At 68.2% G+C, this 11,772-nt stretch carries 12 protein-coding genes and 1 pseudogene; 7 read left to right on the plus strand and 6 right to left on the minus strand.

Features of this window, described 5'->3' with window-relative positions; translation table 11 throughout:
* Positions 1-129: 129 nt before the first annotated feature.
* Positions 130-687: pseudogene (locus tag RA210_RS15375) on the plus strand (recombinase RecA); the annotation flags it as partial.
* 6 nt (positions 688-693) lie between these two features.
* Positions 694-1,155, plus strand: coding sequence for a recombination regulator RecX (gene recX / locus RA210_RS15380; RefSeq protein ID WP_201487185.1), 462 nt, complete (start codon positions 694-696; stop codon positions 1,153-1,155).
* Positions 1,156-1,225: 70 nt separating this feature from the next.
* Here recX and RA210_RS15385 read toward each other — a convergent pair whose 3' ends face one another.
* Both RA210_RS15385 and RA210_RS15390 read right to left on the minus strand, forming a co-directional pair.
* Positions 1,226-2,320: an LOG family protein gene (locus RA210_RS15385; RefSeq protein ID WP_136489453.1), complete on the minus strand. Its 1,095-nt coding sequence runs from the start codon at positions 2,318-2,320 to the stop codon at positions 1,226-1,228.
* Between the two features lie 27 nt (positions 2,321-2,347).
* A complete protein-coding gene (locus tag RA210_RS15390) occupies positions 2,348-3,751 on the minus strand; it encodes an MBL fold metallo-hydrolase RNA specificity domain-containing protein (protein ID WP_201487187.1) in 1,404 nt (467 codons plus the stop codon).
* Between the two features lie 122 nt (positions 3,752-3,873).
* Here RA210_RS15390 and RA210_RS15395 point away from each other — a divergent pair, with 122 nt between their 5' ends.
* Positions 3,874-6,279 (plus strand): xylulose 5-phosphate 3-epimerase, encoded by a 2,406-nt coding sequence (locus tag RA210_RS15395; protein ID WP_201487189.1) that lies wholly within the window; start codon positions 3,874-3,876, stop codon positions 6,277-6,279.
* A 52-nt stretch (positions 6,280-6,331) separates the two neighbouring features.
* On the opposite strand, the gene RA210_RS15400 is transcribed toward RA210_RS15395, so the two are convergent.
* Positions 6,332-6,736 (minus strand): quorum-sensing-regulated virulence factor family protein, encoded by a 405-nt coding sequence (locus RA210_RS15400; RefSeq protein ID WP_201487191.1) that lies wholly within the window; start codon positions 6,734-6,736, stop codon positions 6,332-6,334.
* A 195-nt stretch (positions 6,737-6,931) separates the two neighbouring features.
* Between RA210_RS15400 and RA210_RS15405 the strand changes: the two genes are divergently transcribed.
* Positions 6,932-7,645 carry a tRNA-uridine aminocarboxypropyltransferase gene (locus RA210_RS15405; RefSeq protein WP_201487193.1) on the plus strand — a complete coding sequence of 238 codons (714 nt, stop codon included), beginning with the start codon at positions 6,932-6,934 and terminating at the stop codon, positions 7,643-7,645.
* Here RA210_RS15405 and RA210_RS15410 read toward each other — a convergent pair.
* On the minus strand, positions 7,618-8,523 hold the full coding sequence (locus RA210_RS15410; protein ID WP_201487195.1) for a DMT family transporter: 906 nt from the start codon (positions 8,521-8,523) through the stop codon (positions 7,618-7,620). The two genes, RA210_RS15405 and RA210_RS15410, sit on opposite strands and share 28 nt — an antisense overlap.
* 192 nt (positions 8,524-8,715) lie before the next feature.
* Between RA210_RS15410 and erdR the strand changes: the two genes are divergently transcribed.
* Both erdR and RA210_RS15420 read left to right on the plus strand, forming a co-directional pair.
* The gene (gene erdR / locus RA210_RS15415) at positions 8,716-9,366 is read left to right on the plus strand and encodes a response regulator transcription factor ErdR (RefSeq protein WP_136489447.1); all 651 of its coding nucleotides are present in this window, start codon (positions 8,716-8,718) and stop codon (positions 9,364-9,366) included.
* Between the two features lie 68 nt (positions 9,367-9,434).
* Positions 9,435-9,803, plus strand: a complete 369-nt coding sequence (locus RA210_RS15420) for a diacylglycerol kinase (protein WP_201487197.1) — start codon at positions 9,435-9,437, stop codon at positions 9,801-9,803.
* A gap of 16 nt (positions 9,804-9,819) precedes the next feature.
* On the opposite strand, the gene RA210_RS15425 is transcribed toward RA210_RS15420, so the two are convergent.
* Entirely contained in the window at positions 9,820-10,746 is a 927-nt protein-coding gene (locus RA210_RS15425) for a LysR family transcriptional regulator (RefSeq protein ID WP_201487199.1), read from the minus strand.
* Positions 10,747-10,868: 122 nt separating this feature from the next.
* Between RA210_RS15425 and fpr the strand changes: the two genes are divergently transcribed.
* Entirely contained in the window at positions 10,869-11,645 is a 777-nt protein-coding gene (fpr, locus tag RA210_RS15430; protein ID WP_136489444.1) for a ferredoxin-NADP reductase, read from the plus strand.
* Positions 11,646-11,648: 3 nt separating this feature from the next.
* Here the strand turns inward: fpr and RA210_RS15435 are convergent.
* On the minus strand, positions 11,649-11,772 hold a 124-nt coding region (locus RA210_RS15435), incomplete at its 5' end, for a transposase (protein ID WP_201485414.1).

Raw genomic sequence — 11,772 nt, forward strand, 5'->3', positions numbered from 1 at the left:
TCGGTTCAGATAGTCAGTGTAGATGGTGCAGGAGCCTCCGCAAGGGTGAAGGCTATGATTACCATGGGTGTGCAGCGTTTCGGGATGGTAGGCCCCAATCTATCTGAACCCATGCCCGTACTGCTTCCCCTTCAGGCCCGCCTGATGTCCCAGGCCCTGCGCAAGATCACCGGCAACATCAAGAACGCCAACTGCCTGGTGATCTTCATCAACCAGATCCGCATGAAGATCGGGGTGATGTTCGGCAATCCGGAAACCACCACCGGCGGCAACGCGCTGAAGTTCTACGCCTCTGTACGTCTGGACATCCGCCGTACCGGCTCGGTCAAGGAAGGCGACGAGGTGATCGGCAACGAGACCCGCGTCAAGGTGGTGAAGAACAAGATGGCCCCGCCGTTCCGCCAGGCCGAGTTCCAGATCCTCTACGGCAAGGGCATCTATCGCACCGGCGAGATCATCGATCTCGGCGTGCAGCAGGGTCTGATCGAGAAGTCCGGTGCCTGGTACAGCTACCAGGGCAACAAGATCGGCCAGGGCAAGGCCAACGCCGCGCGCTTCCTCGAGGACAATGCCGAGGTGCGCGAGACCATCGAGAGCACCATTCGCGCGCAGTTGCTCAGCCAGCCGGGGGCGCTCAAGGCAGCCACGGCCAGCGAGGCAGACGCCGACGCGGAAGTGGACATCTAAGGTGGCATGCCGGTGGTGCTCGATACTTCCGCCGCAGTAAGGCGGGCGGCCATGGATCTGCTGGCCCGCCGCGAGCACGGCCGCGCTGAACTGGCCCGCAAGCTGCGTCAGCGCGGCGCGGCTGGCGAGATGATCGACGCCGAACTCGAGCGGTTGGCCGAGGAGGGTCTGCTCAGCGACCAGCGTTTCCTCGAGTGCTTCATCCGCAGCCGGGCGAACGCCGGCTATGGGCCGCTGCGCATCCGCGACGAGCTGGGCCAGCGCGGCTTGCCGCGCTCAGCCGTGGAGCGTGCGCTGGCCGACAGCGGCATCGACTGGGCGGACAACCTGCGCCAGCTGTGGCGACGGCGCTTCGCCGGCCTGCCGCAGGATGCCCGCGAGCGGGCCAAGCAGGGGCGCTTCCTGCTGCAGCGGGGGTTTGCCCTGGAGGGGGTTAATCGCCTGCTGCGCGGCGGTGGCGACGAGTAGGTAGGGCCGGACCAAAGACAACGCCCGCACCGGGTAACCGGTGCGGGCGTTGTCGTTTGCAGGGGCGGGCTCAGTCGTTGTAACGCGGCAGCTCGCGCTGCCAGTTCTCCGGCTGGTTGATGAAGTTGATCAGTTCGCGCAGGCGGCCGTGGTCGCGGCCGTTGAAGCGGAAGGCCAGGCGGATCAGCTTGCAGAACTCCGGCTCGTCCTGCTCCAGCTCGCAGTAGGGCTGCTGATGGAAGCCACCCTCCAGGCACAGGTCGCTGAACTCGTCGTGCAGGTAGGCCAGGGCATGGGCGTTGAGCGGGCGGTTCATGCGGATGGCGAACAGCCCCTTGAGCCAGCGGCTGGAGTGGTAGTTGCGGTAGAAGTGGGTGATCTCCACCACCGCCTCCTCGGCGCTGGTGACCAGCTTCAGCAGGTGCATGTCGCTGGGCAGGATGTAGCCGTTCTCCTCCAGCTGTTCGCGGATGAAGTGCAGGGCGTCCTTCCAGTAGCGACCCTCCGGCACGTCCAGCAAGACCACCGGCACGATCGGGCTCTTGCCGGTCTGGATCAGGGTCAGCACCTCCAGAGCCTCGTCCAAGGTGCCGAAGCCGCCGGGGCAGAGCACCAGGGCGTCGGCCTCCTTGACGAAGAACAGCTTGCGCAGGAAGAAGAAGTGGAACGGCAGCAGGTTGCCGGTGTCGTGCACCACATCGTTGGCCCGCTGTTCGAACGGCAGGCTGATGTTGAAGCCGAGGCTGTGCTCGAGTCCGGCGCCCTCGTGGGCGGCGGCCATGATGCCGCCGCCGGCGCCGGTCACGGTCATCAGCTCGTGGTGGGCCAGCAGGCGGCCGAGGTCGCGGGCCAGCAGGTAGAGCGGGTGGTCCGGCTGGGTACGGGCCGAGCCGAACACAGTGACCTTGCGCCGCCGCTTGAACTGCTCAAGGACGCTGAAGGCGTTCTCCATCTCGCGCAGCGTCTGCATCATGATCTTGGCGTCCCAGCGATTGCGGTCGGCCTCGGCCATGCGCACCACGGTCATCAGCATCTCGCGGTACAGCGACTGGTTGGGACTTCCGGGGGGCACGCTGAGGCTGACGAGTTCGTCGACCTTCAGGCCGACATCGATGCCGCTGGTCTGGAAGTGTCTCGACAGGTAGTCATCCGACTCATAAGGCATGTGATTACTCCTTGTTGTTGTGGACCGCTACAGCGCGATCTGCTCACCCGGTTCCGGGATGTTGGCAGTCCACTGCAGGCGATCGTGCAGTGCCTGTTGCAGCACCTTCATCTTTTCCAGTTCCCCATGTACCAAATATAGCTCCGGTCGGTGGTCGAAGTGTTTCACCCAGTCGAGCAGCTGCGATTGTCCGGCATGGGCCGAGAAGCCACCCAGGGTGTGCACCTGGGCCTTGACCGCGATGCGCTGGCGCAGCACGCGCACGGTGGGTGCGCCGTCGACGATGGTCCGGCCCAGGGTGCCCTTGGCCTGGAAGCCGGGGAACACGATATGGCACTCCTTGCGCCACAGGTTGTGCTTGAGATGGTGGACGATGCGTCCGCCGTTGCACATGCCGCTGCCGGCGATGATGATCGCGCCGCTCTGGATACGGTTGATCGCCATCGAGTCCTCCGCCCGCGGCGTGCAGCGCAGGATCGGCAGCCAGTCCTCGACCTTGGTCACGTCGTGGCTGCGCAGCAGTTCGCGGTCCTTGGGGTCGAACTGCGCGTGGAAGCGGTGGTAGATGGCATTGGCCTGGATCGCCATCGGGCTGTCGAGGAACACCGCCTGCTGCGGCAGGCGGCCCTGCTGGTAGAAGCGGCCAAGGTGGAAGATCAGGTCCTGGGTGCGGCCGACGGCGAAGGCGGGGATCAGCACGTTGCCGCCGTCGCGGTGGGCCTGCTGGAGGATGTCGGCCAGCTCGTCGAGGGTGGCCTCGTCGCAGCGGTGGTCGCGGTCGCCGTAGGTCGACTCCATCAGCACCACGTCGGCCTCGCCGAGCGGGGTCGGGTCGCGCATCAGCGGCGTGCAGGTGTTGCCCAGGTCGCCGGAGAACACCAGGCGGCGGGTCAGCTGGTGGTCATGGACCTCCATCTCGACGATGGCCGAGCCGAGGATGTGCCCGGCGTCGTGGAAGGTCACCGCGATGCCGCGCGCCACCTCCACCCGCTGGCCGTAGACCACCGGGCGGCGCAGCTTGAGCGCCAGCTCGGCGTCGGCCTCGGTGTACAGCGGCACCACCGGCTCGCGGCCGAGGCGCGCCCGCCACTTGTTTTCCCACTCGGCGTCGCTTTCCTGGATGTGCGCCGAGTCCATCAGCATCAGCTGCAGCAGCTCGCAGGTCGCGTCGGTGGCGTAGATCGGCCCGCGGTAGCCCTTGGCCGCCAGACGCGGCAGCAGGCCGCTGTGGTCGATGTGGGCGTGGGAGATCACCACGGCATCGAGGCTCTTCGGGTCGAAGGCGAAGGGCTCGCTGTTGCGCGACTCCTCCTCGCGGCGGCCCTGGTGCATGCCGCACTCCAGCAGCACCCGGGCACCGTCGCGGGTCTCGATCAGGTAGCAGGATCCGGTGACTTCCTGGATGGCGCCGATGAAGGTGAGAAGGGCCATGTGATCTCCTGGTTCCGATTGTCGCGCCCGCCTGCCGGCGCGGGCGGGTCCTTGATGCAAGTCAGCCGCTGGGGGGCTTGTGGTTCTAGACTACTCCCAACCCCATCCCGGAGTCTTGCCCCATGAGTCAGCTTTTGCCCTGCGCCGAGGAGCTGCAGGCCCATGCCCTGGCGGAGCCGAGCTTCGCCGAGTGGGCTCGGGGCTGTGGCCCGCTGCAGCACACCGCGGCCACCCAGGCAGCGGTGTTCCGCCTGGCCCATCGCCTCGTGCAGTCCGGCTGCCAGCCGGACCTCGCCAGCGTCTATCGCCTGCTGCAGGCGCTCGACCGCCTGACCTGCACCGGCCTGTGGCTGGTGGCGCACATGACCTACGCACGCCGGGTGCGCCTGGATGGCACCGAACTCGAGGCCGACGACTTCAAGGCCCGCCCGGAGGGGCACACCGGTGGGGCGCTGAACATGGTGCCGGCCTATGCCGGCTACCTGGCGTTGAATGCGCTGACCGGCGAGACCCGCGCCTGGGCCATGGGCCAGGGCCACTGCGTGGCGGCCATCGAGGCGCTCAACGTGCTCACCGGTAACCTGCACCCGGAACAGGCGGCGCGCTACGGTCACGACGAGGCCGGACTGAGTCGCCTGGTCGCCGACTTCTACAGCTACGCCCAGGCTCCCGACGGCCTGCCCGGCGTGCCGCTGGGCAGCCACGTCACCCCGCACACCGCCGGCGGCATCGCCGAGGGCGGCTATCTCGGCTTTGCCGAGTTGCAGTATGCCCACCAGCCGCTGCCGGGCGAGACCCTGGTGGCCTTCCTCTCCGACGGCGCCGCCGAGGAGCAGCGCGGCAGCGACTGGATGCCGCGCTGGTGGCGTGCCGAGGACTGCGGCGTGGCCCTGCCGGTGCTGATCGCCAACGGCCGGCGCATCGAGCAGCGCACCGAGCTGGGCACCGCCGAGGGACTGGCCGCCTTCGTCGAGCACCTGCGCCGCTGCGGCTTCGATCCGCTGCGCTTCGATGGCCGCGATCCGGCCGCCTTCGTCTGCACCCTGCACGAGATGGAGCGCCATCTGGGGAACCGGGTCGAGGAGCTGCAGCGCGGCATCCTCCAGTACCCCTTGCCGATCCCTTTCGCCATCGCCGAGACGGTCAAGGGGTTCGGCTTCCACGGCGCCGGCGAGAATGCCGCGCACAATCTGCCGCTGCCGGGCAACCCGCATACCGATGCCGAGGCGCGCCGCTTGTTCAACGCCAGCGCCGCGGCCCTGTGGGTGGCGCCGGACGAGCTGCGCTGGGCGCTGGACTGTTTCGCCGCCCTGCGTCCGGGACGCGCGCTGGAGCGCGATCACCCGCTGGCGGTACGCCGGCCGGCGCTGCCGCAGCTCCCCGAGCTGCATTTCCACGACCGGGACTGCTCGCCGATGAGCGCCATCGATCGCTTCTTCGTCGACCTGACGGCGGCCAACCCGCAGTTGCGCCCGCGCGTCGGCAATCCCGACGAGCTGGCCAGCAATCGCCTGCACGGCGTGCTGCAGGCGCTCAGGCACCGGGTCTGCGTGCCGGAGGCCGACGACGAGGCGGTGGACGGCCGGATCATCACCGTGCTCAACGAGGAAGCCGTGGTGTCGGCCTGCCTGGCCAACCAGGGCGGCCTGAACCTGGTGGCCAGCTACGAGGCGTTCTGCGTGAAGATGCTCGGCGCAGTGCGCCAGACCCTGATCTTCGCCCGCCAGCAGACGGAGGCCGGTCGCCCCGCCGGCTGGCTGGGCTGGCCGCTGGTGGCCACCTCGCATACCTGGGAGAACGGCAAGAACCAGCAGTCGCACCAGGACACCACCTTCTGCGAGGCACTGCTGGGGGAGATGGGCGACACGGTGCGCGTGCTGTTCCCGGCCGACCACAACAGCACCCTGGCGCTGCTGCCGCAGATCTACCAGACGCGCGGCCGGCTGGCCTGCCTGGTGGTGCCCAAGCGCGAGCGGCCCTGCGTGTTCGACGCCGCCCAGGCGCAGCGACTGGCTCGCGACGGGGCCTGCGTGGTGGCCGAGCGGGCGGGCAGCGAGCCACTGCTGCTGATCGCCAACGGCAGCTACCAGCTCGCCGAGATGCGCCGCGCCGCCGCCCGGCTGGCCGAGGCCGGCTATGCCTACCGGCTGGTCTACCTGCAGGAACCGGGGCGCTTCCGTGCCCCCCGTGACCTGCTGGAGCAGCAGACGGTCGCCGACGAGGCGCTGCGCGAGCGGCTGTTCCCTGCCGCCATGGCGCGCCGCGTGCTGCTCACCCACATGCGCCCGGAGGTGGCCCGCGGCCACCTGTGGCTGCTGCTGCCGGACGCCTGCCGGAGCGCGGTACTGGGCTACCGCAACCGCGGCGGCACCCTCGACGAAGCGGGCATGCTGTTCGCCAACCGCGCCTGCTGGGCCAACGTGGTGGCCGCCTGTGCGCAGCTGATGGACGTACCGCGCACTGCGTTGCTGACCGCCGACGAGGCGGCCGCGCTGGCCGGCAAGGGCGATCCTGCCGTGCTGCGCTGACGAGAAAGGCCCGCCGCGGGAGCCGGGGCGGGCCTTTCTCGGTGGTGCCGGATTACTTCTTCAGTCCGCAGTCGGCGGCGCGGAAGCGCTCGGTGGTCACCGGGCGATTGCTCCTGTGCTCGCTGAAGTCATAGATCAGCACTGCGCCCTTGCCGAGCAACTGGCGGTAGCCGGGGTTCCGGCAGACGCTGGCGCGCAGCTGCTGGCGGACGGCGTCGGGATTGCTGCGCATCTCGGCGGCGTGGCTGGGGCGCACGCTGAGGTGGTTGATCAACTGGTTGCCCTCGGTGGTGTAGCCCTGGTCGAGGATGTCGGCGTTGATCGCCCGCGGAGTGCCGACGCTGCTCTGCCGGGCGACGTCCTCGAGCAGCTTGCCCAGTTCGTGGTCCTGCAGCGAGGCGGCGTGGGCGGCGGAGGCGGCCAGCAGGCCGGCCAGCAGGACGTGAATACGGCGCATGGGGATTCTCCTGGGAAACTGAGCCTTCGACCCGTGCTGGCGCAGCGGGTTCGCAGGGCGTCCATCATACGCCCTGCGCTGGAGCCGGCGGGCGCGTCTGCTAGACTGCCGCGCCCGTTGGAACGCTGCCCCTGGAGTTGCCATGCCGTCATCCGCCCGTCGCGCCCCGACCACCGCCGTCTGCCGGGGTGCTCGATGAGCAACAGCGTCGCCCGCCTGCGCGCCGAGCGCCTCGCCCGCAGCGCCAAGCCCTTCGTCGCCCGCGGCTCGCGCATGCCGCGCTGTCCCGCCTGCCGCCTGGCGCAGAGCCACTGCATGTGCGCCTGGCGCCCGCAGGTGGCCGCGCGCAGCGGGGTGTGCCTGCTGATGCACGACATCGAGGCGCTCAAGCCGAGCAACACCGGCTGGCTGATCGCCGACGTGCTGGCCGACAACAGCGCCTTCGGCTGGTCGCGCATCGAGGTGGATCCGCGTCTGCTGGCGCTGCTCGACGATCCGCAGTGGCAGCCCTACGTGGTGTTTCCCGGCGAGTACGCCGCACCCGAGCGGGTGGTGCAGACGGTCGAGCCACAGTCCGGCCGGCGCCCGCTGTTCATCCTGCTCGACGCGACCTGGACCGAGGCGCGCAAGATGTTCCGCAAGAGTCCCTACCTGGACCGCTTCCCGGTGCTCAGCCTGACCCCGGAGCAGCAGTCGCGCTATCGGCTGCGCCGCTCGACCCGCGGCGAGCACCTGTGCACCGCCGAGGTGGCGGCGCTCTGCCTGGAACTGGCTGGCGACCGCGAGGCCGCCGAGGCGCTGGATGCCTATCTCGACGTGTTCAGCGAACGCTACCTGAGCTTCAAGCGCCACCTGCCGCTGGACGAGGGGAGTGCGGCGCATCAGCGCCTGCTGCCGTTCCGCTCCTGAACGACCGGCAGGCGCCGTGGCCACAGCTGGGCGACCAGCATGCCGGCGAGCATCAGCGCGCAGCCCAGATAGCCGCGCGGCGCCAGCGCCTCGTCGAGCAGCAGGGCGCCGGCGATGGCGGCGAACACCGCCTCCAGGGAGAGGATGATCGCCGCATGGGAGGCGATGGCGTGCTTCTGCGCCACCACCTGCAGGGTGTAGCCGATGCCCACCGAGACCAGGCCGCCGTAGAGGATCGCCGGCCCGGCGCGGCCGATGGCCTCGAGGTCGATGTCCTCGAACAGCACGGCCAGCAGCAGGCTGAGCAGCGCGCAGGTGAGGAACTGCAGGAAGGCGATGCGCACCGGGTCGTGGCGACCGGCCAGGGCGCCGACCAGCAGTACGTGCACGCCCCACACCAGGGCGCCGGCCAGCTGCAGCCAGTCGCCGGCGGCGATCCGGAAGTCCGGGCCGATGCTCAGCAGCGCCATGCCGGCCACCGCCAGGCTGGCGCCCAGCCAGATGCCCAGGCCCGCGCGCTGGCCGAGCAGCAGGCCGAGCAGTGGCACGATGATCACGTACAGGCCGGTGATGAAGCCGGAGTTGGTCACGCTGGTGAACAGCAGGCCGACCTGCTGCAGGTTGATGCCGGCGGTCAGCGCCAGGCCGAGCAGCAGGCCGCCGAGCAACAGGCTGCGATTCAGCGGCTCGCCGCCACCGTCCGCGGGGCGGCGCAGCAGCAGCGGCAGCAGCACCAGGGCGCCGAGGGCGAAGCGCAGGCCGGAATAGAGGAAGGGACCGATGGCGTCCATGCCCAGGCGCTGGGCAACGAAGGCGCTGCCCCAGATCAGGGCGGTCAGCAGCATCAGCAGATCGGCACGCAGGGCCTGGCCAGGCATGGGGTTCACCTCAGAAAAAAGGCGAAATTCTGCCCTGAAAGGGTAGAATTGGGGAACCTGCATGAACTCGGCTTGTCGTGCGAGCAAGTCCCTGAGGCTTTTCCGGGTATTTTTCTTGACCGTGCGGGGTGTGCTCGGCATCCTGAGCGCCGCTCGAGCCCCCGCCCGCTCAGAACAACAACAGGACTTATCATGGCCGCCTACGAAATACTGATTGCCGACGACCACCCGTTGTTCCGCAGCGCCCTGCAGCAGGCGTTGAGCATGGGACTGGGGGCCGAGGCGCATCTGGTGGAGGTGGCCAGCATCGCCGAACTGGAAGCGCGCCTGAACGAGAAGCGCGACTGGGATCTGGTCCTGCTCGACCTCAACATGCCCGGCGCCTACGGCTTCTCCGGGCTGGTCCTGCTGCGCGGCCAGTACCCGCACATCCCGGTGGTGATGGTCTCCGCTCAGGAGGAGGCCGCCGTGGTGCAGCGCTCGCGCGAGTTCGGCGCCAGCGGCTTCATTCCCAAGTCCAGCCCGCTGGAAACCATCCAGCAGGCCGTCCGCGCGGTGCTCGACGGCGACGCCTGGTGGCCGCCGCAGGTCGAGGAAGCCGCCGCCCTCTCCGACGAGGTGCGCGCCGCCAGCGAAGGTCTGGCCAGCCTCACCCCGCAGCAGTTCCGTGTGCTGACCATGGTCTGCGAAGGCCTGCTCAACAAGCAGATCGCCTACGAACTGAGCGTCTCCGAGGCCACGGTCAAGGCCCATGTCACCGCCATCTTCCGCAAGCTCGGCGTGCGCACCCGCACCCAGGCGGCGCTGCTGCTGCAGCAGATGGAGTCGATGCCGTCGAGCTGAGGCCGCTCTTAAGCTTCCGCCAAGGCGGGAATGACAGACTGGCGTCTTTTGCAACGGAACGCTCCATCATGCAGTCACCCTTCAAGGGCCGCACCGGCCTCAAGCGCATCCTCAACGCCGCCGGCTATTCCTGGGACGGCCTGTGTACCGCTTTCGCCGGCGAGGCGGCGTTCCGCCAGCTGGTGCTGCTCAACGCCGTGCTGGTGCCGCTGGCCTTCTTTCTCGACGTCAGCCGTGGCGAGCGCGCCGTGCTGGTGGCGGTGTGCCTGCTGGCGCTGATCGTCGAGCTGCTCAACTCGGCGGTGGAAGCCGCCATCGACCGCATCTCCCTCGAGCGCCATCCGCTGTCGAAGAACGCCAAGGACATGGGCAGCGCCGCCCAGTCGGTGGTGCTGGCCATGATCGCCCTGGTGTGGGGCATCGTCCTGCTCGGCTGAGCGTCGGGCGCGTAGCTCAGGGAATTTCCTGCAGGCGGATCTGATCGCTGCGCTGCGCGCCGGCGGTGAAGCTGCGGCACAGTTCGACGAACTCGCGCATGGCGCTGCTCTGGTATTTCTGCTTGTGCCAGATGAAGCTGAACTGGCGGCGCAGGTCCAGCTCCGGGGTTTCCACCGCCACCAGGCTGCCGCGGCGGAAGGCGTCGCGCAGCGCCAGGCGCGAGATGCAGCCGATGCCCAGGCCCGACTCCACGGCGCGCTTGATCGCCTCGGTATGCTCCAGCTCCAGGCGGATGTTCAGCGGCGTGGGGTGATGGCGCATGCCCTGGTCGAAGGTCAGCCGCGTGCCCGAGCCCTGCTCGCGGAGGATCCAGGCCTCGCGCACCAGCTCGTCCAGGCTCGCCGTGCGCCGCCGGGCCAGCGAATGCTGCGGCGCGCAGAACACCACCAGTTCGTCCTCCACCCAGGGCTGCACCTCGATGTCCGGATGCTGGCAGTCGCCCTCGATCAGACCGAGATCGAGGCCGTGCTGGGCCACGCCCTGCACCACGTGGCTGGTGTTCTGCACATGCAGGCGTACCCGGCACTCGGGGTGCGCCTGCATGAAGCGGCCGATCAGCAGGGTGGCCAGGTAGTTGCCGATGGTCAGGGTGGCGCCCAGCTGCAGCGAGCCGAAGCCGATCTTGCCCTGCAGCAGCTGCTCGATCTCCTCGGCGCGGTCGAGCAGGGCCACTGCCTTGGGCAGCAACTGGCTGCCCAGCGCGCTGAGGGTCAGGCGCTTGCCGATGCGGTCGAACAGCGGGCTGTCATAGTGGCGCTCCAGTTCGGCGAGCGAGGTGCTGGCCGCCGACTGCGACAGGGCCAGCGACTCGGCGGCGCGCGACACGCTTTCCAGACGGGCGATGGCGACGAAGACCTGCAGTTGCCTGAGGGTGAAACGCATATCGATATAACCGATTAACAATATATTGATTATTCATTTAACGGATATCTTGCGCGACTATAGAATGCAGCGCAACACGGCCAGCCGGCCGTACTTACTTTCGCATCTGCAAGGAGTCATCCATGAGCAACCTGGTGAGCGAGCGCGTGATCAGCGTGCATCACTGGAACGATACCCTGTTCAGCTTCAAGACCACCCGCAATCAGGGACTGCGCTTCGAGAACGGCCAGTTCGTGATGATCGGTCTGGAAGTGGAGGGGCGTCCGCTCATGCGTGCCTACAGCATCGCCAGCCCCAACTACGAGGAGCACCTGGAGTTCTTCAGCATCAAGGTGCCGAACGGCCCGCTGACCTCGCGCCTGCAGCACCTGCAGCCGGGCGACGAGCTGATGGTCAGCCGCAAGCCCACCGGCACCCTGATCCTCGGCGACCTGCTGCCGGGCAAGCACCTGTACCTGTTCGGTACCGGCACCGGCCTGGCGCCGTTCATGAGCGTGATCCAGGATCCGGAAACCTACGAACGCTTCGACAAGGTGATCCTGGTCCACGGCGTGCGCTGGGTCAGCGAGCTGGCCTATGCCGACTTCATCACCCAGGAGCTGCCGCAGCACGAGTACTTCGGCGAGATGGTCCGCGAGAAGCTGATCTACTACCCGACCGTCACCCGCGAGCCGTTCCGCAACCAGGGCCGCATGACCGACCTGATGCGCAGCGGCAAGCTGTTCGCCGACATCGGCCTGCCGCCGATCAACCCGCAGGACGACCGCGCCATGCTCTGCGGCAGCCCGAGCATGCTCGACGAGACCAGCCAGGTGCTGGACAGCTTCGGCCTCAAGGTTTCCCCGCGCATGGGCGACCCGGGCGACTATCTGATCGAGCGCGCCTTCGTCGAAAAATAAGGTTCATCGCATTTTCCCGGGGAAGGCGGCCTTGATTTTCAGGAAAAAGTAATCGGCGTCCCTGAAGCCATAGGCCATGCGCTTGATCACCTTGATCCGGTTGTTCACCCCCTCCAGCAGGCTGGTG

Source organism: Pseudomonas sp. OF001, assembly GCF_904426495.1.
Classification (GTDB): Bacteria; Pseudomonadota; Gammaproteobacteria; order Pseudomonadales; family Pseudomonadaceae; genus Geopseudomonas.